General features: G+C 67.7%; 21 protein-coding genes. 16 read left to right on the top strand and 5 right to left on the bottom strand.

Annotation, left to right across the window (positions count from 1 at the left end):
* Positions 1-6: 6 nt before the first annotated feature.
* The 13 genes from fliO to KH616_RS07740 all read left to right on the top strand — a co-directional run bounded on the left by fliO (position 7) and on the right by KH616_RS07740 (position 14,704).
* On the top strand, positions 7-603 hold the full coding sequence (gene fliO, locus KH616_RS07800; RefSeq protein ID WP_292240902.1) for a flagellar biosynthetic protein FliO: 597 nt from the start codon (positions 7-9) through the stop codon (positions 601-603).
* Between the two features lie 73 nt (positions 604-676).
* On the top strand, positions 677-1,438 hold the full coding sequence (gene fliP / locus KH616_RS07795) for a flagellar type III secretion system pore protein FliP (RefSeq protein ID WP_292240898.1): 762 nt from the start codon (positions 677-679) through the stop codon (positions 1,436-1,438).
* 19 nt (positions 1,439-1,457) lie between these two features.
* Positions 1,458-1,730: a flagellar biosynthesis protein FliQ gene (gene fliQ / locus KH616_RS07790; protein ID WP_292240896.1), complete on the top strand. Its 273-nt coding sequence runs from the start codon at positions 1,458-1,460 to the stop codon at positions 1,728-1,730.
* 16 nt (positions 1,731-1,746) lie between these two features.
* Complete coding sequence (gene fliR, locus KH616_RS07785) at positions 1,747-2,529, top strand: flagellar biosynthetic protein FliR (RefSeq protein ID WP_292240894.1); 783 nt, start codon at positions 1,747-1,749, stop codon at positions 2,527-2,529.
* A 181-nt stretch (positions 2,530-2,710) separates the two neighbouring features.
* On the top strand, positions 2,711-3,715 hold the full coding sequence (locus tag KH616_RS07780) for an ABC transporter substrate-binding protein (protein WP_292240892.1): 1,005 nt from the start codon (positions 2,711-2,713) through the stop codon (positions 3,713-3,715).
* A 107-nt stretch (positions 3,716-3,822) separates the two neighbouring features.
* The gene (locus KH616_RS07775; protein WP_292240890.1) at positions 3,823-4,620 is read left to right on the top strand and encodes an ABC transporter ATP-binding protein; all 798 of its coding nucleotides are present in this window, start codon (positions 3,823-3,825) and stop codon (positions 4,618-4,620) included.
* Positions 4,621-4,654: 34 nt separating this feature from the next.
* The gene (locus tag KH616_RS07770; RefSeq protein WP_292240888.1) at positions 4,655-5,512 is read left to right on the top strand and encodes an ABC transporter permease; all 858 of its coding nucleotides are present in this window, start codon (positions 4,655-4,657) and stop codon (positions 5,510-5,512) included.
* A gap of 91 nt (positions 5,513-5,603) precedes the next feature.
* Positions 5,604-6,971 carry a sensor histidine kinase gene (locus KH616_RS07765; RefSeq protein WP_292240886.1) on the top strand — a complete coding sequence of 456 codons (1,368 nt, stop codon included), beginning with the start codon at positions 5,604-5,606 and terminating at the stop codon, positions 6,969-6,971.
* A 14-nt stretch (positions 6,972-6,985) separates the two neighbouring features.
* Positions 6,986-7,663 carry a response regulator gene (locus KH616_RS07760; RefSeq protein WP_292240884.1) on the top strand — a complete coding sequence of 226 codons (678 nt, stop codon included), beginning with the start codon at positions 6,986-6,988 and terminating at the stop codon, positions 7,661-7,663.
* Between the two features lie 322 nt (positions 7,664-7,985).
* The gene (locus tag KH616_RS07755; protein WP_292240882.1) at positions 7,986-9,992 is read left to right on the top strand and encodes a site-specific DNA-methyltransferase; all 2,007 of its coding nucleotides are present in this window, start codon (positions 7,986-7,988) and stop codon (positions 9,990-9,992) included.
* The gene (locus KH616_RS07750) at positions 9,992-13,018 is read left to right on the top strand and encodes a DEAD/DEAH box helicase family protein (RefSeq protein ID WP_292240880.1); all 3,027 of its coding nucleotides are present in this window, start codon (positions 9,992-9,994) and stop codon (positions 13,016-13,018) included. The genes KH616_RS07755 and KH616_RS07750 overlap by 1 nt, the downstream gene beginning before the upstream one ends.
* Positions 13,019-13,319: 301 nt before the next feature.
* A complete protein-coding gene (locus tag KH616_RS07745) occupies positions 13,320-14,477 on the top strand; it encodes a DUF4382 domain-containing protein (protein WP_292240878.1) in 1,158 nt (385 codons plus the stop codon).
* Positions 14,478-14,542: 65 nt separating this feature from the next.
* Complete coding sequence (locus tag KH616_RS07740) at positions 14,543-14,704, top strand: hypothetical protein (RefSeq protein ID WP_292240876.1); 162 nt, start codon at positions 14,543-14,545, stop codon at positions 14,702-14,704.
* A gap of 64 nt (positions 14,705-14,768) precedes the next feature.
* On the opposite strand, the gene KH616_RS07735 is transcribed toward KH616_RS07740, so the two are convergent.
* Entirely contained in the window at positions 14,769-15,119 is a 351-nt protein-coding gene (locus KH616_RS07735; RefSeq protein WP_292240874.1) for a hypothetical protein, read from the bottom strand.
* Between the two features lie 216 nt (positions 15,120-15,335).
* Here KH616_RS07735 and KH616_RS07730 point away from each other — a divergent pair, with 216 nt between their 5' ends.
* From KH616_RS07730 to KH616_RS07720, 3 genes are read left to right on the top strand one after another with little or no spacing between them, the layout of a single operon-like run.
* Positions 15,336-15,605: a metal-sensing transcriptional repressor gene (locus tag KH616_RS07730; protein WP_292240872.1), complete on the top strand. Its 270-nt coding sequence runs from the start codon at positions 15,336-15,338 to the stop codon at positions 15,603-15,605.
* A 6-nt stretch (positions 15,606-15,611) separates the two neighbouring features.
* Positions 15,612-16,745, top strand: a complete 1,134-nt coding sequence (locus KH616_RS07725; RefSeq protein WP_292240870.1) for a nickel/cobalt efflux transporter — start codon at positions 15,612-15,614, stop codon at positions 16,743-16,745.
* Between the two features lie 31 nt (positions 16,746-16,776).
* Positions 16,777-17,982, top strand: coding sequence for an MFS transporter (locus tag KH616_RS07720; RefSeq protein ID WP_292240868.1), 1,206 nt, complete (start codon positions 16,777-16,779; stop codon positions 17,980-17,982).
* Positions 17,983-17,991: 9 nt separating this feature from the next.
* Here the strand turns inward: KH616_RS07720 and KH616_RS07715 are convergent, their stop codons facing one another.
* From KH616_RS07715 to glmS, 4 genes are all read right to left on the bottom strand, one after another.
* Positions 17,992-18,288 (bottom strand): hypothetical protein, encoded by a 297-nt coding sequence (locus tag KH616_RS07715; RefSeq protein ID WP_292240866.1) that lies wholly within the window; start codon positions 18,286-18,288, stop codon positions 17,992-17,994.
* Positions 18,289-18,477: 189 nt separating this feature from the next.
* Positions 18,478-19,419 carry an L-histidine N(alpha)-methyltransferase gene (gene egtD / locus KH616_RS07710; RefSeq protein WP_292240900.1) on the bottom strand — a complete coding sequence of 314 codons (942 nt, stop codon included), beginning with the start codon at positions 19,417-19,419 and terminating at the stop codon, positions 18,478-18,480.
* Positions 19,420-19,459: 40 nt separating this feature from the next.
* Complete coding sequence (gene egtB, locus KH616_RS07705; protein WP_292240864.1) at positions 19,460-20,665, bottom strand: ergothioneine biosynthesis protein EgtB; 1,206 nt, start codon at positions 20,663-20,665, stop codon at positions 19,460-19,462.
* A gap of 322 nt (positions 20,666-20,987) precedes the next feature.
* Positions 20,988-22,120, bottom strand: a 1,133-nt coding sequence (gene glmS, locus KH616_RS07700) for a glutamine--fructose-6-phosphate transaminase (isomerizing) (protein WP_292240863.1), incomplete at its 5' end; no start/stop codon positions are given.

Here is a 22,120-nt window from a genome sequence, read left to right as displayed (position 1 = left end):
GAATCGATGACAGTCGCGCAGTCCGGCCGCCGCGCGATCGCGGCGATCGCCGTCGCGTCGCTGTTCGCCGATGCAGCCGTGGCCGCCGACCTGAATGCGGTCAACCACGCCGGCGCGATCGCGTCGGGCGTCGTGGTCGGCTCGGCCGCGCCGTCGCTCGGCTTCGGCGCGGTGCTGCAGACGCTCGTCGGGCTCGCGGTCGTGATCGGTCTCGTCTTCGGCTGCGCATGGCTTGCGCGCCGCTTCGGCTTCCAGCACGTGCGGCGCGGCGGCCCGCTCAAGGTGGTGTCGAGCGTCGCGGTCGGCGCGAAGGAAAGCGCGACGATCGTCGAGATCGGCGATACGTGGCTCGTGCTCGGCGTCGGCCCCGGCAACGTCCGGCTGCTGCACACGCTGCCGGCCGGTTCCGGTGCGACGCGCGCCGAAGGCGGCGCCGTCGGGGGGCGTGCCGAAGGACGCGGCTTCGGACCGATCGTTTCCGACGCGCAGGCGCCCGGCGCGTCCGCCACCGGTCCGACGCTGTCCGGCACGTTCGGCCAGCGCTTTCGCGACGCGCTCGTGCAGGAAGCAGGCAAACGCTTCGGGCGCACTCAGGACCGCTGACATGCCGTCGCACCGCGCCGTCATGCGCCGCGGGCCCCGCAGGACTGCCCTCTCTCCTATCCGCCGTATTCCGATGAAACACGCTTTCCTGCGCCGTGCGGCGCGTCTCGCACCCGCGCTGATCCTCGGCCTCGTCCCCGCGCTCGCGTGCGCGCAGGCGGCGGGCCTGCCCGCCTTCAACGCCACCCCCGGTCCGAACGGGGGCACGACCTACTCGCTGAGCGTGCAGACGATGCTGCTGCTCACGATGCTGTCGTTCCTGCCGGCGATGGTGCTGATGATGACGAGCTTCACACGCATCATCATCGTGCTGTCGCTGCTGCGTCAGGCGCTCGGCACCGCGTCGACGCCGCCCAACCAGGTGCTCGTCGGCCTCGCGCTGTTTCTCAGCTTCTTCGTGATGTCGCCGGTGCTCGACCGCGCGTACAACGACGGCTACAAGCCGTTTTCCGCCGGCACGCTGCCGATGGAACAGGCCGTGCAGCGCGGCGTCGCGCCGTTCAAGACCTTCATGCTGAAGCAGACCCGCGAGACCGATCTCGCGCTGTTCGCGAAGATCTCGAAGGCCGCGCCGATGCAAGGCCCCGAGGACGTGCCGCTGTCGCTGCTCGTGCCGGCCTTCGTCACGAGCGAGCTGAAGACGGGCTTCCAGATCGGCTTCACGATCTTCATCCCGTTCCTGATCATCGACATGGTCGTCGCGAGCGTGCTGATGTCGATGGGCATGATGATGGTGTCGCCGTCGACCGTGTCGCTGCCGTTCAAGCTGATGCTGTTCGTGCTCGTCGACGGCTGGCAGCTGCTGATCGGCTCGCTCGCGCAGAGCTTCACCTGAACGGTGCAAGGAGAAAGCGATGACGCCCGAACAAGTCATGACGCTCGCCCACCAGGCGATGGTCGTCGGCCTGATGCTCGCCGCGCCGCTGCTGCTCGTCGCGCTGGCGGTCGGCCTCGTCGTGAGCCTGTTCCAGGCCGCGACGCAGATCAACGAAACGACGCTGTCGTTCATCCCGAAGCTGCTTGCGGTCGCGGTGACACTCGTGATCGCCGGGCCGTGGATGCTGACGACGATGATCGACTACCTGCGGCAGATCCTGCTGCACGTCGCGACGCTCGGCGCGGGCTGAGCGGACGCTGCCGGCGATGTTCTCGGTCACCTACGCGCAGCTCAACGCGTGGCTCACGGCGTTCCTGTGGCCGTTCGTGCGGATGCTCGCGCTCGTCGCGACCGCACCGGTGACCGGCCACGCGGCCACGCCCGGCCGCGTGAAGATCGGGCTGGCCGCGTTCATGGCGCTGATCGTCGCGCCGACGCTCGGGCCGTTGCCGTCCGTCACCGTGTTTTCCGCGGACGGGATCTGGATCGTCGTCACGCAGTTCCTGATCGGCGCGGCGATGGGTTTAGCGATGCAGGTCGTGTTCGCGGCGGTCGAGGCGGCCGGCGATTTCATCGGCCTGTCGATGGGCCTCGGCTTCGCCACTTTCTTCGATCCGCATGCCAGCGGCGCGACGCCCGTGATGGGCCGCTTCCTGAACGCGGTCGCGATCCTCACGTTCCTCGCGTTCGACGGCCACCTGCAGGTATTCGCGGCGCTCGCCGCCTCGTTCCAGACGCTGCCGGTTTCCGCCGATCTGCTGCATGCGCCCGGCTGGCGCACGCTCGCCGCATTCGGCGCAGCGGTGTTCCAGATGGGTCTGCTCCTGTCGCTGCCGATTGTCGCGGCGCTGCTGATCGCCAACCTCGCGCTCGGCATCCTGAACCGCGCCGCGCCGCAGATCGGGATCTTCCAGGTCGGCTTTCCGGTGACGATGCTGGTCGGCCTGCTGCTCCTGCAGCTGATGGTGCCGAACATGGTGCCGTTCTTCGGCCGGCTGTTTCACATCGGGATCGACGCGATGGGCCGGGTCGCGGCGGGCTGGCGGTAACGCCCGCCGGCTTTCGGCATGCCGGCGGCCGCGCCGCGCGCCGTTTCGTCAGACCATCCTGCTGGAAAACCCCTAAAGGAATCGCGCCCCCGCGAAAGGTAGCGGAAGGTTTCGCGTCTCTATACTCGTTCCGACGATGCACGCAGCATCCCGCCACACGGATAACGAACGGAGACACCCGATGCGACCCACCCTGCGCCACCTCGCCGTTGCCGCCAGCCTGACCTGCGCGTTTGCCGCCCATCCCGCCGCCGCCGCGGACGACGGCAAGGTCACGATCATGGTCGGCGGCATCGCGAAGATGATCTACCTGCCCGCGCGCCTGACGCAGGAACTCGGCTACTTCAAGGACGAGGGCCTGGACGTCGAGCTGCTGTCGCAGCCGGCCGGCGTCGACGCCGAGAACGAGCTGCTCGCGGGCGCGGTGCAGGGTGTCGTCGGTTTCTACGACCACACGATCGACCTGCAGAGCAAGGGCAAGGAGGTGAAGGCGATCGCCGTGTTCGGCCAGGTGCCGGGCGAAGTCGAGATGGTATCGACGAAAGCCGCCCCGACGCTCAGGTCGATGGCCGACGTGAAAGGCAAGACGCTCGGCGTGACGGGCCTCGGCTCGTCGACGAGCTTCCTCACGCAATATCTCGCGCTGCAGCGCGGCGTGCCGTCGACGCAATACACGATGCTGCCGGTCGGCGCGGATGCGAGCTTCATCGCGGCGATCAGGCAGGGCCGCATCGACGCGGGCATGACGACCGAACCGACCGTGTCCGCGCTCGAGAAGATGGGCGACGCGAAGGTGCTCGTCGACATGCGCACGCTCGACGGCACGCGCGCCGCGCTCGGCGGCACGTATCCGGCCGCGAGCCTGTACGTGCAGTCGGCATGGGCGGATGCGCACAAGGCGCAGGCGACGAAGCTCGCGCATGCGTTCGCGAAGACGATGCAGTTCATCCACACGCACAGCGCCGAGGACATCGCCGCGAAGATGCCGGCCGACTACCAGAAGGACAAGGCGCTCTACGTGAAGGCGCTGAAGGCGTCGCTGCCGATGTTTACCGCCGACGCGAAGATGCCCGCCGACGGCCCGGCGACCGTGCTGAAGGTACTGTCGGCCTTCAATCCGTCGGTGAAGGGCAAGCACATCGACCTGTCGCGCACCTACACCAACGATTTCGTGACCGCGAGATAAGCGCGCCGGCGGATCGTGCCGCCGTCCGCGCTCCGTCCCGGTCCGGCTGACCGGCTTCGTTCCCGGCGCCGCCCGCGAGGCGGCGCACCCCACGCAGGACGCATGCGATGACCCAGGCAATTTCACCGAGCACACCGGCGATCGAGTTTCGCAACGTGTCGTGCCGCTTCATTTCGCCGGAAGGCAAGGCAACCATCGCGTTGCGCGAGTTCAGCATGAGCGTCGCGCGCGGCGAATTCATCGCGATCGTCGGGCCGACCGGCTGCGGCAAGTCGACGACGCTGAACCTGATTACCGGCCTGCTCAAGCCCGTTTCCGGCGAGGTGCGCGTGATGGGCCGCCCCGTCGACGGGATCGACCCGCGCATCGGCTTCGTATTCCAGGCGGATGCGGTATTTCCGTGGCGCAACGTGATCGACAACGTCGCAGCGGGCCCGCTGTTCCGTGGCCGCTCGAAGGACGCCGCCTATGCGCAGGCCGAGGAATGGATCCGCAAGGTCGGTCTCGACAAGTTCACGAAGCACTACCCGCACCAGCTCTCCGGCGGGATGAGGAAGCGCGTCGCGCTCGCGCAGACCTTCATCAACCAGCCCGAGATCCTGCTGATGGACGAGCCGTTTTCCGCACTCGACATGCAGACCCGCACGCTGATGCAGGACGAGCTGCTGCAGCTCTGGTCGGCGAACAAGGGCTCGGTCGTGTTCGTCACGCACGATCTGGAAGAGGCGATCGCGCTCGCGGATCGCGTATTCGTGCTGACCGCGCGCCCGGCGACGCTCAAGCGCGTGTACCAGATCGACCTGCCGCGCCCGCGCGTCACCTCGGAAGTGCGCTACGACCCGCACTTCATCGAAATCTCGAAGGACATCTGGCACGACCTGCGCGAAGAAGTGCAGATCGGCTGAACCAGGCAGCACGCACAGGAGCAAGGACAGGAGCATGACTGACATGACGCTTCCCCCCACCGCACTCAGCGCGGGCACGCTGGAGGACGAACAGCGCGCCGCACAGACCCGGCTGCGCCGCCGCCGGCAACTCATCATCGGCCTGCGGATCGCCGTGCTGGTCGTCGTGCTCGGCGGCTGGGAACTGGCCGCGCGGCTCAAATGGATCGACCCGTTCTTCTTCTCGATGCCGTCGCTGATCTTCGAGCAGATCCGGGACTGGTTCGTCAACGGCACGTCGCAGGGCCCGCTCCTCACACAGGTCTGGGTGACGCTCGAGGAAACCATCGCGGGTTTCCTGATCGGCTCGGTCGCCGGCGTGATCTGCGGGATCGTGCTCGGCCGCAACAAGCTGATGGCCGACGTGTTCGGCCTGTACATCCAGATCGCGAACTCGATTCCGCGCGTCGTGCTCGGCTCGGTATTCGTGATCGCGCTCGGCCTCGGCATGGCGTCGAAGATCGCGCTCGCCGTCGTGATGGTGTTCTTCGTCGTGTTCGGCAACGCGTTCCAGGGCGTGCGCGAAGCCGACCGCTACCTGATCGCGAACGCGCAGATCCTCGGCGCGTCGCGCCGGCAGATCACCACGTCGGTCGTGATTCCGTCGGCGCTGAGCTGGATTCTGGCGAGCCTGCACGTGAGCTTCGGCTTCGCGCTGGTCGGCGCGGTCGTCGGCGAATTCCTCGGTTCCAAGCAGGGCATCGGCCTGTTAATCTCCACGGCCCAGGGCGCGTTCAACGCGAGCGGCGTGTTCGCGGCGATGATCGTGCTGGCCGTGGTCGCGCTCGCTGCCGACTACCTGCTGACCTGGCTGGAGAAGCGGCTGCTGAAGTGGCGTCCCGCCGCATTCTGAGCGCCGCGCAGCCCAACGCACGACCCCGACCGCGCCCGCCGGCCTTCACGGCCCGGGCGCGGTTCGGCATTGAGGAGAAGGAGCGCAACGGATGATGCACAGCCTGCGCGGGCGGCTGCTCTGGTGGCTGCTGCTGCCGCTCGCGGCGTTCGTGCTGATCGCGGGCGCGATGTCGTACGACACCGCGCGCCGCACCGCCGATCTCGTGCAGGACAATGTGCTGGTCGCGTCCGCGCGGACGATCGGCGAGGACGTCGCGTGGCGCAACGGCACGCTCGTCGCCGACGTGCAGCCCGCCGCGCTGGAGATTTTCGCGTCGCCGTCGCGCGATTCGGTGTTCTACAAGGTGATCGACGGGCACGGCCGGCTGCTCACCGGCCATCCCGATCTCGAACTGCCCGCGCGGCACGATGCCGAACCGGTGTTCTACGACACGTCGCTCGACGGCCGCGCCCTGCGCGCCGTCGCGTACGACCGGCAGCTGTACAACGAAGGCCGGACCGAGACGGTGACGGTCGTCGTCGCGAAGACGACCCGCTCGCGCGCCGCGATGGTCGCGACGATCTGGCGTCCGCAGCTCGTGCGGCTGTCGCTGATGCTGCTGCTGGCCGTGGCGCTCGTCTACCTCGGCCTGACGTTCGAGCTGCGCCCGCTGATGAAGCTGAAGGACGACGTTGCCGACCGCGGGCCGATGGAGCTGGAGCCGATCCGCCCCGAGCGGCTGCATTTCGAGTTGCGGCCGATCGTCGATGCGATCAACCAGTGCATCGCGCGCCTGAACACGCATACCGCGACGCAGCGGCGCTTCATCGCCGACGCCGCGCATCAGCTGCGCACGCCGATCGCGGTGCTCGACACGCAGATCCAGTACGCGCTGCAGCGCGAGCGCGACGATCCCGAGATGACCGCGACGCTCGACAGCATGCTGCGCAGCAGCCGCAAGATGGCGGACGTGACCGACAAGCTGTTGCTGCTCGCGCACGCGGAGGCGACGCCGTCGACGCTGCTGACCGGCCGCGTCGATCTGGCCACGGTCGTGTCGAGCGTGCTCGAGGAAACGATCGTGCTCGCGCAGCGGCGCGACATCGACCTGGGCGCGGATCTCGGCGAGCACCTCGACGTCGCGGGCAGCGACAGCCTGCTGACGGCGCTCGTGATGAATCTCGTCGACAACGCGGTACGCTATACGCAGCCGGGCGGCTGCGTGACGGTCGCGGGCCGCCGCGACGGCGAGACGGTCGTGCTCGACGTGATCGACAACGGCCCGGGCATTCCGGCGGAGGCGCGGCCGCACGTGTTCAAGCGTTTCTATCGCGTGTCGGCCGACACCGAAGGCTCGGGCCTCGGTCTCGCGATCGTCCGCGAGATCGCACAGGCGCACGGCGGCATGGCGACGCTCGCGCCGGGGCCGGGCAACCGCGGCGTGGTCGTCACGGTGCGGCTGCCCGCGTATCGCTGAAGAGAAACGCTCCCATGAAACTACTGCTGGTGGAAGACAACGCCGAACTCGCGCACTGGATCGTCAACCTGCTGCGCGGCGAGGACTTCGCGGTCGACAGCGTCGGCGACGGCGAGCGCGCGGACGCCGTGCTGAAGACCGAGCGCTACGACGCCGTGCTGCTCGACATGCGGCTGCCCGGGATCAGCGGCAAGGAGGTGCTCGCGCGTCTGCGGCGGCGTCAGGACACCGTGCCGGTGCTGATGCTGACCGCGCACGGTTCGATCGACGACAAGGTCGACTGTTTCGGCGCGGGCGCGGACGACTACGTGGTCAAGCCGTTCGAATCGCGCGAGCTGGTCGCGCGGATCCGCGCGCTGATCCGCCGCCGCGCGGGCGAAGGCGCGACGCAGCTCGTGTGCGGCGATCTCGTCTACGCGTTCGGCACGCGCGAATTCCGCTGCGGCGACATGCCGCTCACGCTGCGCCGCCGCGAGCACGCGATCCTCGAGACGCTGATGCTGCAGCAGAACAAGACCGTGTCGAAAGCGCGCCTGATGGACAGCGTGTTCGCCCTCGACGACGAACCGAGCGCGGACGCCATCGATATCTATATCCATCGGCTGCGCAAGCATCTCGCCGGCAGTACCGCGGAAATCATCACGTTGCGCGGGCTCGGCTATATCCTGCGCGGCAAGCCGCCGCAGGGCTGACGCGCCGCACGCGCGTGCAAGGCGGCCTCCCGCTCGCATCCGCGCCCCCATTTCCGGCACGCCCGCACCCCGTATCGTCCGCGCCCTTTTTTTCCGCGCCCCGACTTTCCTGCGGTGAGCAAAATTTGAAAAATCCCCGCACCGTCCGTCCGGCGGGCGATCCGGGCCGCCGCGCCCGGTTCCGGGCGCGCGCAACGCTTGACCTGCGCCGACCGACTCGCTAGCGTTTCGGGTTCGCCCGAGGCGGCCCCGGCCGCCGGGGCCGCGGCGGCGTCCGAATTCCGGGCCCCGCGCAGCCGGGCACAGGATGTGGAAAAGGACGATGCAGAAACTCGATGCGGCCAGCCCGCAGGCGTTTTCGACGGATTTCACCGCCGACAACGTCGCGCGCCTGAAGGCGCTGTTCCCCGAACTCGTGACTGAAGGACCCGACGGCGTGTCGGTCGACGTGGACGTGCTCAAGGCACTGATCGGCGACCGCTCGGCCGGCGATGCCGACGAGAAATACGGTTTCCAGTGGCACGGCAAGCGCCGCGCGCGGCAGGCGGCGCTCACGCCGTCGCACGGCACGCTGCGCCCCTGCCCGGCGGACAGCGTCGCGTGGGACGACACCCGCCATCTCGTGATCGAGGGCGACAACCTCGACGTGATGAAGCTGCTGCACAAGAGCTATGCCGGCAAGGTCAAGCTGGTCTACATCGACCCGCCGTACAACACCGGCAGCGATTTCGTCTATCCGGACGACTTCAGCGACAGCATCCGGCACTACCTGTCGCTGACCGGCCAGGCCGACGACGGCGTGAAGCGCAGCACCAACACCGAGGCGAACGGCCGGTTCCATACCGACTGGCTCAACATGATGTACCCGCGCCTGAAGCTCGCGCACGCGCTGCTGTCGGACGAAGGGCTGATCGCGGTGCACATCGACGAGCATGAGGTGCATGCACTCGTGCTGATGCTGCGCGAGATCTTCGGCGAAGAGAACGAGCTCGGCGTCGCCGTGTGGGACAAGCGCAACCCGAAGGGCGACGCGCGCGGTGTCGCGTACCAGCACGAATCGCTCGTGCTGTTCGCGCGCAACGCGGAGGTGCTGCACGAGCGCGCGCCGCTCAGGCGCCCGAAGCGCAACGCGCAGCGGATGCTCGACGCGGCGAAGGATGCGGTGAGCCGCAGCGCGACGCCGGACGAAGCCGCCCAGACGTACCGCGCGTGGGTGAAGGCGCAGACCGCGCTGTCCGGCGGCGAGGCGATGTACGACCGGCTGTCGGCCGCCGGGCGCGTGTACCGGCTGGTGTCGATGGCGTGGCCGAACAAGAAGAAGGCGCCGGACGAGTACTTCATTCCGCTCATCCATCCGGTCACGGGCAAGCCCTGTCCGGTGCCCGAGCGCGGCTGGCGCAATCCGCCGGCGACGATGCAGTCGCTGCTGGCGCGCGGGCTGATCGAGTTCGGCGCGGACGAGCGCACGCAGCCGCAGCGAATCTACTATCTCGACGAGAACATGTACGAGAACGTGCCGTCGGTGCTGCCGTTCGGCGGCTCGGACGATGCGCTGCTCAAGGCGCTCGGCGTGCCGTTCGAGCAGCCGAAGCCCGTCGATTTCGCGGCCTCGGTGATCGGCTGGTGCACGAGCGGCGACGATATCGTCGTCGATTGCTTCGCCGGCTCCGGCTCGACCGGCCACGCGGTGATGGCACTCAACGCGGCCGACGGCGGCCAGCGCCGCTACGTACTCGTGCAATTGCCCGAGCCGCTCGACCGTCATGACAAGACGCAACAGGCCGCGGCCGAGTTCTGCGCGAAGCTGAAGAAGCCCGCGACGCTGGCCGAGCTGACCAAGGAGCGCCTGCGCCGCGCCGCGCAGCAGATCGCGCGCGACTATCCGGAAAGCAGCGGCGATCTCGGCTTCCGCGCGTTCCGGCTCGATACGACGAACGTGATCGAGTGGGATGCGCGCCGCAACGATCTCGACTACGCGCTGCTCGCGTCCGTCGAGCACATCAAGACCGGCCGCACCGACGAGGATCTGCTGGCCGAGCTCATGCTCAAGCTCGGCCTCGACCTGTGCACACCGATCGCCCGTCACACCATCGCCGGCAAGACGGTGCATGCGGTCGGCGACGCGCTCGTCGCGTGCTTCGACGCGCGCATCACGCGCGACGACGCCGAGCCGCTCGCCGACGGCATCGCCGCGCTGCTCGACGACCCCGAAGGCGTGCGCGACGTCACCTGTCTGTTCCGCGACAACGGGTTCGTCGACGACGTCGCGAAGCTCAATCTCGCCGCGCTGCTCGAGCAGCATGGCGTGACGCGCGTGCGGAGCCTGTAATGCGCCTGCACTTCGAAGCGGATCTCGACTACCAGCGCGAGGCGATCGACGCCGTCTGCGACCTGTTTCGCGGACAGGAAGCGTGCGAAGGCGAATTCAGCGTGGCGGCGCCCGGCACCGCGGCCGATCCGGCGAACCCGCAACGCATGCTCGGCTTCGTCACGTCCGAGCTGAGCGTCGGCAACCGCCTGTCGCTGACCGACGACGCGCTCGCGCACAATCTCGCCGACGTGCAGCTGCGCGGCGGCCTGCCGCCGTCCGGCGAGCCGGCGTCGCGCGACTTCACGGTCGAGATGGAGACCGGCACCGGCAAGACCTATGTCTACCTGCGCACGATCTTCGAGCTGAACCGCCGCTACGGCTTCACGAAATTCGTGATCGTCGTGCCGTCGGTCGCGATCAAGGAAGGCGTGCACAAGACGCTTTCGATCACCGAGTCGCATTTCCGCCAGCTGTACGCGGGCGTGCCGTTCGACTACTTCCTGTACGACTCGGCGAAGCTCGGCCAGGTGCGCAATTTCGCGGCGAGCGCGACGATCCAGATCATGGTCGTGACGGTCGCGGCGATCAACAAGAAGGACGTCAACAACCTCTACAAGGACAGCGAGAAGACGGGCGGCGAAAAGCCGATCGACCTGATCCGCGCGACGCGGCCGGTCGTGATCGTCGACGAGCCGCAGAGCGTCGACGGCGGCCTCGAAGGGCGCGGCCGCGAGGCGCTCGCCGCGATGCAGCCGCTCTGCACGCTGCGCTATTCCGCGACGCACGCCGACAAGCATCACATGGTGTACCGGCTCGATGCGGTCGATGCGTACGAGCGCAAGCTCGTCAAGCAGATCGAGATCGCGTCGGCGATCGTCGAGGACGCGCACAACAAGCCGTACGTGCGGCTCGCCGCGGTGTCGAACCGGCGCGGCGCGATCACCGCGCGCGTCGAGCTCGACGTCGCGACGTCGGCGGGCGTGAAGCGGCAGACGGTGACCGTCACCGACGGCGACGATCTCGCGCGCGTGACGAAGCGCGAGCTGTATGCGGGCCTGCGGATCGGCGAGATCCATGCGATGAAGGGCGCGGAATATATCGAGCTGCGTCATCCCGAAGGCGAGGCGTTCCTGTCGCTCGGCGAGGCGTATGGCGACATCGACACGCTCGCCGTGCAGCGCGAGATGATCCGCCGCACGATCCGCGAGCATCTCGACAAGGAATTGCGCCTGAGCCCGCTCGGCGTGAAGGTGCTGTCGCTGTTCTTCATCGACTCGGTCGACCGCTACCGGCAATACGACGCGCACGGCGCGCCGCTCAAGGGCGACTACGCGCGGATTTTCGAAGAGGAATACGCCCGCGCGGCGCGGGTGCCCGCGTATCGCGCGCTGTTCGACGGCGTCGACGTCGCGCGCGAGGTCGAGGCGGCGCACAACGGCTATTTCTCGATCGACCGCAAGGGCGGCTGGACCGACACGAGCGAGACGAGCGCCGGCAGCCGCGAAAACGCCGAACGCGCCTACAGCCTCATCATGCGCGAGAAGGAAGCGCTGCTGTCGTTCGACACGCCGCTCAAGTTCATCTTCTCGCACTCCGCGCTGCGGGAAGGCTGGGACAACCCGAACGTATTCCAGATCTGCACGCTGCGCGACATCCAGACCGAGCGCGACCGCCGCCAGACGCTCGGCCGCGGGCTGCGCCTCTGCGTCAACCAGAACGGCGAGCGCGTGCGCGATCCGGGCGTCAACACGCTCACCGTGATTGCGACCGAACGCTACGAGAGCTTCGCGGAAAACCTGCAAAAGGAGATCGAGGCGGATACCGGGATCCGCTTCGGCGTCGTCGAGGAGCACCAGTTCGCGGCGCTCGCGGTGCAGGAAGGCGCCGGGCCCGCGCATGCGCTCGGCATCGAGCTGTCGCACGTGCTGTGGACGCATCTGCACGAGCACGGCTACATCGATACGCAGGGCAAGGTGCTCGACACGCTGAAAGACGCGCTGCGGCGCAGCGCGCTCGTGCTGCCCGAGGCATTCGAGACGCTGCGCCCGGCGATCGTCGCGACACTGCGCAAGCTCAGCGGCCGCTTCGAGGTGCGCAATGCGGACGAGCGGAACGAGATCGCGCTGCGCCGCGACGCGTCCGGCAAGGCCGTGCTGCTCGGCGACGACTTCCGCGCGCTGTGGGACCGCATCCGGCATCGCACCGTCTACCGCGTGCAGTTCGACAACGCGAAGCTCGTGCGCGACTGCGCGGCCGCGCTGCGCGATGCGCCCGACGTCGCGCGGGCGCGTCTGCAGTGGCGCAAGGCCGAGATCGATATCGGCAAGGCCGGTGTCGAGGCGATCGAGGTGGCCGGCGCGGGCACGGTGCTGATTGACGAAGGTGAGTTGCGTCTGCCCGATCTGCTCACGGAATTGCAGGACCGCACGCAACTGACGCGCCGTTCGCTCGCGACGATCGTGGCCGACAGCGGGCGGCTCGACGATTTCCGTCTCAACCCGCAGCGCTTCATCGCGCTCGCGGCCGACGCGATCAATCGCGTCAAGCGGCTCGCGCTCGTCGACGGCATCGCGTACCGCAAGCTCGGCGACCGGCATGCGTACGCGCTGGAATCGTTCGAGACCGAGGCGCTGACCGGCTATCTGCGCGACCTGCGCATGGACGCGCGCAAGTCGATCCACGAAGCGGTCGTCTGCGATTCGGATGCCGAGCGCGCATTCGCCGATGCACTGGAACGGCATGACGACGTGAAGCTGTACGCGAAGCTGCCGGGCTGGTTCAAGGTGCCGACGCCGCTGGGCAGCTACCGCCCGGACTGGGCGGTGCTCGTCGAGCAGGACGGCGACACGCGTCTGCATTTCGTCGTCGATTCGAAGGGCAGCCTGACGGACGGCGAGCCGAGCGAGCACGAGCGCGCGAAGATCGCCTGCGGCGAAGCGCACTTCCGCGCGCTCGCGGACGGCCATGCCCCGGCGCGCTACGTGCATGCGCGCACGGTCGACGATTGGCTCGCATCGGCGCCGCGGCCGGTCGACGCGTCGTGACAGACGGCGGCGCCGGCCTGTGCCGGCGCCGCAACACCGCCGCCGGCCCCGTCTCCGGCATCGCGGCCGCCGGGCATGCTGCATGGCAGCAGCGGGCCCGACGCCTGCGCGGCAACGCTGCTGCCCGCCCCTTCCCCGCCGATTTGCTGCGCATCCGTTGAGAATCGTTGCCGACTCATCCACTTCCGTGACGAACCGATTCACCGCCCGGTTACGCTTGGTTGCAAAATTCAGAAGTGGCAACGCCGTTCCGGCACTATCCTCCGGGCATCCATACCACGACATGAAAGGAGGGGTCTCCATGAAGAACATGTTCAAGGCACTGGCCTGCGCGATGGTCGCATCGGCGGTGCTGACCGCCTGCGGCGGCGGCGATGGCGGCAGCACACCAACCGGGACGCTGCACGTTGCGATGACCGATGCCCCGTCGTGCGGCTTCGATCACGTCTATGTCACCGTTTCGCAAGTACGCGTGCACGCAAGCGCGAACGCCGGCGACAACGACGCCGGCTGGTCGACGGTCTCGCTGCCGGCGCCGCAGAAGATCGACCTGCTGTCGCTGACCAACGGTACGCTCGCCGATCTCGGCCAGACCGCGCTGCCGGCCGGGCAGTATCAGCAGGTTCGTCTGGTGCTGGTGCCGAACCAGGGCAACGCGCTCTCGAACTCGGTCGTGCCGAGCAACACGGGCGTGGAGCAGCAGCTCGCGACGCCGAGCGCCACGCAAAGCGGCTACAAGATCATCTCGCCGTTCACGGTGCAGCCGAACACGCTGGTCGACCTCGTCCTCGACTTCAACGCGTGCAAGTCGATCGTCCAGCGCGGCAACGGCACGTATTCGCTCAAGCCGGTCGTGACGGCCACGCCGACGGTTGTGAGCGGCCAGATCTCCGGCTACGTGGCGCAGGCCGAAGCCGGCGCGACGGTCTACGCCGAGCAAGGCGGCAAGGTGGTGCGCGGCACGGTCGCGGACGGCAGCGGCAAGTTCGTGCTGTCGCCGCTGATCCAGAGCTCGACGCAGGGCAACTACGACGTCGTGATCGTGCAGAACGGTGTGTCGTCCGGTATTGTCCGCTCGGTGCCGGTGGTCGTGAACTCGAATACCGCCGTGTCGACCTCGAACGTGCCGATCGCATTGCCGGCTTCGGCGATGAGCGCGGTCAGCGGGACGGTGACCCCGAGCGCGGCCGCGCTGGTGCGGGCGCTGCAAACGGTCGATGCGAACGCCTACGAGATCACGTCGGTCAACGCGAACCTGGATAACGGCGCATATGTGCTGTCGGTGCCCAAGGCAGCGCCGATCGTCGGCACGTATAACGGCACGTTGCCGGTCGCACTAGCGGCCGTGCCGGCGGCGGCGGGCCGGTACACGATCGAAGCGGATCCGGCATCGGGTACGCCGCAAGCCGTGTCGGTCAACGCGACGACCGATCAGTCGAACGTCAACTTCAGCTTCTGACGTATCGGCAGCCTGACCGGAAAGGGTCGCACGCGGCCCTTTCCTTTTTGCACACGGAGAACGAAGTGAAGAAAGGGATGATCGCGCTGCTGGTCGCAGCCGGGGTAAGCGGAGCGTTGAGCGGATGTGCGGTCTACGTGCCGGGCGCGCCCGTCGTCGTCGCACCGCAGGGCGGCCCGGGCAACGGCTTTTGCCCGCCGGGACAGGCGAAGAAAGGCAACTGCTGAGCGTCATGCGCCGGCATGACAAAGGGCGCCGCGTGGCGCCCTTTTTGCTGCATGAAGCCGGTGCTTACTGGGTGAGGCCGAACGCGTTGCGCTTCGCGTGATGTGAGCGCGCCGGCGCATGCGCGGTGTGGCCATGCACGTGGCCACGGCCCGGCTGCTCGCCGGAGCGGGCGGCGATCGTATCGGAACGGTCGGCGGCGCGGGACAGGCCCTTGTCGCGGTCGCCGGACTCGAAACCGTTCGAATTCGCGATCCCCTTCCCGCTCATGTGGCCGCCCGACATCCCGCCCGCATTGCCGCCTGAACCGCCTGCGCCATGTCCGCCGCCGTTACCGCCGGCCGCGGCGTGTGCCGATGCCGCGCCGAACGCGAACAGGACAGCGGCGAGTACGGAGAAATACTGTTGCTTCTTCATGTCTGGCTCCATCGGGCACGTTGAGGTGATTGCATTGTATGAACGCGCCGGTTTGCCGCGATCCGGCGTTGTAAATATTCGTAACACATCAGGTTCGATGCCGTTTCAAGGCATTGATCAGATCAATATGCGTATCGGCAGGGCGCCGCTCCCGCCCTGAATGTCGAACGCCGATTCGTGCGGGTGTATCCTATCCCCCCCCATAGGATATGTGCCATGTCGATCCACGCCTCCCATCCCGACATCATCAAGCGCCTGAAGCGCGCCGAAGGCCACCTGCGCCGCGTCATCGCGATGCTCGAGGACGGCCGTCCGTGCGTCGACGTCGCCCAGCAGCTCCATGCGGTCGAGAAAGCCGTCGCGAACGCGAAGCAGACGCTCGTGCACGACCATATCGACCATTGCCTCGATCATGCGGTCCACGCGGGCGATCAGCGCCCGCAAGACGCGCTGCTCGAGCTGAAGACCATCACCAAGTATCTTTGACACGCAATGACCGAGTTTTCCACCCTTCTTCAGCAAGGCGCATCGAACGCGTGGCTGTTCATCCCGAGCGCCATCCTGCTCGGGGCGCTGCACGGGCTCGAGCCCGGCCATTCGAAGACGATGATGGCCGCCTTCATCGTCGCGATCCGCGGCACCGTCACGCAGGCCGTGCTGCTCGGCGTAGCCGCGACGCTCTCGCATACCGCGGTCGTCTGGCTCGTCGCGCTCGGCGGCCTGTACTTCGGCCATCACTGGAACGCGCAGACGAGCGAGCCCTATTTCCAGGTCGCGTCGGCGGCGCTGATCATCGGCGTCGCGCTCTGGATGATGTGGCGCACGTGGCGGCATGCGCACGGCCATGATCATCATCATCACGACCATGACGATCACCACGGCCACGCGCATGACGAAGTGCAGCGTATCGACACGGGCCACGGCGTCGTGCGGCTCGGGATCTTCGAGGACGGCGTGCCGCCGCGGTTCCGCCTGACGCGTGAAGGCCGGCACGGCCACGCATGGCGGGCCGACCAGGTGCGCGTGCAGACGGAACGCCCGGACGGCGGACGGCAGACGTTCGCGTTCGTCGAGCGGGACGGGTTCCTCGAATCGGCCGAGACGATCCCCGAGCCGCATGCGTTCGTCGCCCGCCTGTCGCTCGGTCATGGCAGCCACACGCACGATTACGACGTCGTATTCGCCGAATCGGAACCGGAACGCGCAGCGCTGTCGGCGGCCGGGCTGCAGCTCGACGACGATGATGGCTACCAGGACGCGCACGAGCGAGCGCATGCCGACGACATCCGCCGCCGGTTCGCGCACCGCGACGTGACGACCGCGCAGATCGTCGTATTCGGCCTGACGGGCGGCCTGATTCCCTGCCCCGCGTCGATTACCGTGCTGCTGCTGTGTCTGCAGTTGAAACAGTTCGCGCTCGGCGCGACACTCGTGCTGTGCTTCAGCATCGGTCTTGCGCTGACCATGGTGTCGTCCGGCGTGCTGGCCGCGCTGAGCGTCAAGCACATGTCGACGCGCTGGCGCGGCTTCGGCGATTTCGCGCGCCGCGCGCCGTACATATCCGGTGCGCTGATCCTGGTGGTCGGCTGCTTCGTCGGCTATCAAGGGGTGAGCGCACTTGTCTGACCACGCCGGGCGGCGCGGCACGGGAGATGCCATGGATTCGCATACCGCGGCGCCGAGCCGGCCCGCCATTCCGCACACGATCTGGGCGCTGGGGTTCGTCAGCCTGTTGATGGACCTGTCGTCGGAACTCGTGCATGCGCTGCTGCCGATCTACCTCGTCTCGACGATGGGCATGAGCGTCGCGATGCTCGGTCTGCTCGAAGGCGCGGCCGAAGCGACGGCGCTGATCGTCAAGGTCTTCTCCGGCGCGATCAGCGACTGGCTCGGCCGTCGCAAGGTGCTGCTGCTGATCGGCTACGGGCTCGCCGCGTTCACCAAGCCGCTGTTTCCGCTCGCGAGCGGGTCGGGCATGGTCGTGGCCGCGCGACTCATCGACCGGATCGGCAAGGGCATTCGTGCCGCGCCGCGCGATGCGCTCGTCGCCGACCTCGCGCCGGAACAGATCCGCGGCGCGTGCTACGGGCTGCGCCAGTCGATGGATACGATCGGCGCATTCGGCGGACCGCTCCTCGCGATCGCGCTGATGTTCGTGTTCTCCGATCAGATCCGTACGGTACTGTGGTTCGCCGTCGTGCCCGCGTTCGCGACGCTCGTCGTGATCGCGTTCGGCGTACGCGAACCGGACGTGCCGCGGAGCGCCGGCCGGTTCCGCACGCCGTTGGACTGGCGTGCGCTACGCATGTTTTCCGGACGCTACTGGCTCATCGTATCGATCGGCGCGACGTTCACCCTCGCGCGCTTCAGCGAGGCGTTCCTCGTGCTGCGTGCGCAGCAGACCGGCATGGAGATCGCGTGGATCCCCGCCGTGATGGTCGTGATGAGTCTGGCGTATTCGTTGTCCGCCTATCCGGTCGGCGTGCTGTCGGACCGGCTCGACCGGCGCGCGCTGCTGGCGACCGGCATGGTGCTGCTGATCGTCGCCGACGTGCTGCTCGGCGCAAGCGTCGGCAAGGCCGCCATATTCGCGGGCGTCGCGATCTGGGGGCTGCACATGGGCTTCACGCAGGGCGTCCTCGCGGCGATGGTCGCCGAAACCGCGCCGGACGCATTGCGCGGCACGGCATTCGGCGTATTCAATCTCGCAAGCGGCATCGCGATGCTGCTCGCGAGCGTGATCGCAGGCGCGATCTGGCAGCGGTTCGGCGCACCGGCGATGTTTTTTTCCGGCGCAGCGGTCGTGACCGTGCCGCTGCTGATGTGCGCATTCGCACCGGCGCGCGCGCATCGCTCCGCCTGACGACCGGCGTCAATCGCCCCAGCGGCCGCGGTCACGCCAGGCGTGTTCGCGCCACTCATGCTCGCGCCATTCGCGGCGACGCCATTCGTGTTCACGCCACTCACGGGCGCGCCAGCCATCGTCGTAGCCTCGATAGCCGACCGCGACCGGCGCATAGACGGCGGGAGGCGCCACGTAGACGGGCGGCGGCGGCGCATAGACGCCCGGCACACCCAGGCCAATCGCCACATCGACGTGGGCGGAAGCGGCACCCGACGCCATCAGCACTGCTACACCGAGAACTGCTCCGAGCATCTTCCTGTTCATCTCGCGACTCCACGCACATGACGTGCTTCAAGTGAATACGGTTCGGAGTGTAGGCGGCGTGCCCGCGTACAGGTGAAACCGGTCTGCGAGACTGGTAACGGGCGTTTACGACAGGACGACACACGGCGGCATATCGGCAGTGCGCAGGCAGCGGTCATGCCGTGCGACGCATGAACATGCGCGTCGCGATCACGTCGCGCGGCTGCGCAGCCAGTGCACGCTGAACAGTCCTGCCTCATCCGTCCACACCGTGTCCGGCTCGTATCCCGCGCGCCGTGCGATCGCCTGGAAGCCAGCGACCGTGAACTTGTACGAGTTTTCCGTATGGATAGACTCGCCCGCGTCGAAACTCAGCGCGCGGCCCAGCACGTGCACGGTCTGCGCGCGCCGGCTGACGAGATGCATCTCGATCCGTTGGCGCAGCGGATCGTAGAACGCGTGATGGGTGAAGCCGTCGAGGTCGAAGTCCGCACCGAGCTCCGTGTTCGCGCGCCTGAGCAGGTTCAGGTTGAATTGCGCGGTCACGCCCTGCGCATCGTTGTACGCGCGATGCAGCGTGACCGGATCCTTGACGAGATCGACACCGACCAGCAAGCCGCCGCCGCGCAGCAGCCGCGCGGTGTCGCGCAGGAACGCATCCGCCTCGTCCGGTGTGAAGTTGCCGATCGTCGACCCCGGGAAAAAGCCGATCCGCCGGCCGGGCGATTCCGTCAGTACCGTCAGTTGCTCGGCCTTCGTGTAGTCGGCGGCGAGCGGCGCGACGTCGAGCCACGGATAGGCGTCGCGCAGGCGCCCCGCCGCATCGTGCAGGTAGTCCGCGGAAATATCGACCGGCACATACCGCACAGGCGCGCGTCCGGCGGCAAACGCATCGAGCAGGATGCGGATCTTCGCGAGCGAGCCCGCGCCGAACTCGACGATATCGGCGTGCGCGCCGATGCGCTCGACGATGCCGGCCGCGTTCGCACGCAGGATGCCGAGCTCCGTGCGCGTCGGGTAATACTCGGGCAGCGCGCAGATGCGATCGAACAGTGCGGAGCCGTCCGCATCGTAGAAATACTTCGGCGGAATGCTGCGCGGCGCATGCGACAGGCCGGCGAGCAGATCGCGCGCGAACGCACTCGACTGCATGTCGCCGGCCGTGTCGATGCCGCTCGCCGGTGCGGTCAGATCAGACGTCTCGCGCAAGACGAACTCCCGAAAATTGCCAGCGCGCGGCCGGCGGAAAGAAATTGCGGTATGTCGGTCTCGCGTGCCCGGGCGGCGTCGCGATGCTGCTGCCGCGCAGGACCTGCTGGCCGACCATGAACTTCCCGTTGTATTCCGCGACGACGCCGTCGAGCGGACGAAACCCCGGATACGGCTCGTATGACGAGCGCGTCCACTGCCACGCATGTCCGAGCATTTGCCGGATGCCGTCGGCGCCGTACGCGGCTTCCCATTCGAATTCGGTCGGCAGGCGCGCGCCCGCCCATTCCGCATAGGCGGCCGCTTCGTAGAAGCTCACATGGCATACCGGCGCATCCGGCGCGAGCGGCTGCACGCCGTGCAGTCCGAACGCCTGCCGCGCATCGGCGCCGCCGTCGAGCCAGTACGCAGGCGCGCGCCAGCCGTCGCGCCGGATCGTCGCCCAGCCGTCCGACAGCCATAGCGACGGGCGCGTATAGCCGCCGTCGTCGATAAACGCCGCGAATTCGGCGTTCGTCACGAGACGATCGGCCATCTCGTACGGTTGCAGCAGCACCGGGTGCCGTGGCCGCTCGTTGTCGAACGAGAAGCCGTTCCCGTCATGACCGATCTCGACGATACCGCCCGGCTGCCGCAGCCAGCGCAGCGCGCCATCGGCGGGTGGCGCGGCATGGCGCGCGGCGATGTCGCCCGGCCGGAACGCCGGCAGCAGCGGATTGCACGAGAACGCATGCAGCATGTCCGTGACGATCAACTCCTGATGCTGCTGTTCGTGATGCAGCCCGAGTGCAATCTCGGACGCCAGCAGGTCGAGCAGCGAGGAATCTGCCGTGGCGATCGTGTGCAGCACGGCCGCGTCGACATGACGCCGGTACGCATGCACGTCGGCCAGCGAGGGACGCGTCAGAAGGCCGCGCTGTTCCCGCGGCTGGCGCGGGCCGAGCGATTCGTAGTAGGAGTTGAACAGGAACGGATAGGTATCGTCGAACGGGGCATAACCGGCGACGTGCCGCACCAGCACGACTGTCTCGAAGAACCACGTCGTATGCGCGAGATGCCACTTCGTCGGGCTGGCGTCGGGCATCGACTGCACGGCCTGATCTTCGGCAGTCAGCGCCGTCGTCAGCTCGACGCTGCATGCGCGAACGTCCCGATAATTGCGCTGAAGCTGGGATGCGAGGAGGCTCATCGGTTTACCGTCCACATCTCGAGACACTGCGTTGCCGGCGTCGGAAGCCGCGCGCGGCCGGCGTGCGCTCCAGGGGAAACGACCGCGCAGGCCCGACAGTCGGTCGTGTTGTCGGGATGAGCAAGCTGCACCGGTTCGTCTGCTTGTGCAGCAGTATGAACCAGAACGATGAATGTCGGGAACGACGGCCGCCGCGCAATGAAAACGAAAGGATTGCGTGATCGGGTGAGTCCGCATGACGGCATGCCGCGCGGGCCGATACGAACGGCGAGGACATGCCGCGGCCGTTGAAGGCCGCGGCGCCGCCCTGCTTCTCCTCGCGTTATTCCACCGTCACCGATTTCGCCAGGTTCCTGGGTTTGTCGATATCCGCACCCCGCAGGCATGCCGCGTGATACGCGAGCAGCTGCAGCGGAACGACATGCAGGATCGGCGACAGCAGCCCGTAATAATCCGGCATCCTCAAAACGGAAACGCCCTCGCCATTGTCGATTCGCGTATCCGCATCGGCAAACACATACAGCTGCCCGCCACGCGCCCTCACCTCCTGCATGTTCGACTTGAGCTTTTCGAGCAGCGTGTCGTTCGGCGCGATCGTCGCGACCGGCATCGTATGCGTGACGAGCGCGAGCGGCCCGTGCTTCAGCTCGCCGGCCGGATACGCTTCCGCATGGATGTACGAGATCTCCTTCAGCTTCAGCGCCCCTTCGAGCGCGATCGGATAATGCAGCCCGCGCCCGAGGAACAGCGCATTCTCATGACGCGCGAACTCGGCCGCCCAGCGCTCGATCTGCGGCTCCAGCGCAAGCACGTCGGCGAGCGCGTCGGGCAGCCGCCGCAACTGCGTCGTGTAGCGCGCGAGCTGCGCGTCGTCGACGAAGCCACGCTGCCGGCCGAGCGTGACCGCGAGGATGAACAGCGCGACGAGCTGCGTCGTAAACGCCTTGGTCGACGCCACGCCGATTTCCGGGCCCGCACGCGTGAGGAAACGCAAACCGGTTTGCCTCACCATCGCGCTCGTCGGCACGTTGCAGATCGCGAGCGTATCCGGATGACCGAGCGATTGTGCATATTTGAGCGCCGCGAGCGTATCGGCCGTCTCGCCCGATTGCGACACCACGACCACCAGCGTGTTCGGCATCGCCAGCGCGTCGCTGTAGCGGTACTCGCTCGCGATCTCGACGTGCGCGGGCAGCCGCGCGATGGTCTCGAGCCAGCGGCGCGCGGTCAGGCCGGAATAATGGCTCGTGCCGCATGCGAGGATCAGCACGTTGTCGATCTGCTCGAATACCCGCCGCGCATCCGGCCCGAACACGGACGGATCGAACAGGCCCGCATCGGGAATCGTCGCGGCAACCGCATGCGGCTGCTCGAAGATTTCCTTCTGCATGAAGTGACGATACGGGCCCAGCTCGACCGCCTCGTCGGCCGCCGCCACGGTCTGCACCGGGCGCT

The organism is Burkholderia sp., from assembly GCF_018375725.1.
Classification (GTDB): domain Bacteria; phylum Pseudomonadota; class Gammaproteobacteria; order Burkholderiales; family Burkholderiaceae; genus Burkholderia.
The sequence above is the reverse complement of the archived record's forward strand: the minus strand, read 5'-3'. Positions and strand labels throughout refer to the sequence as shown.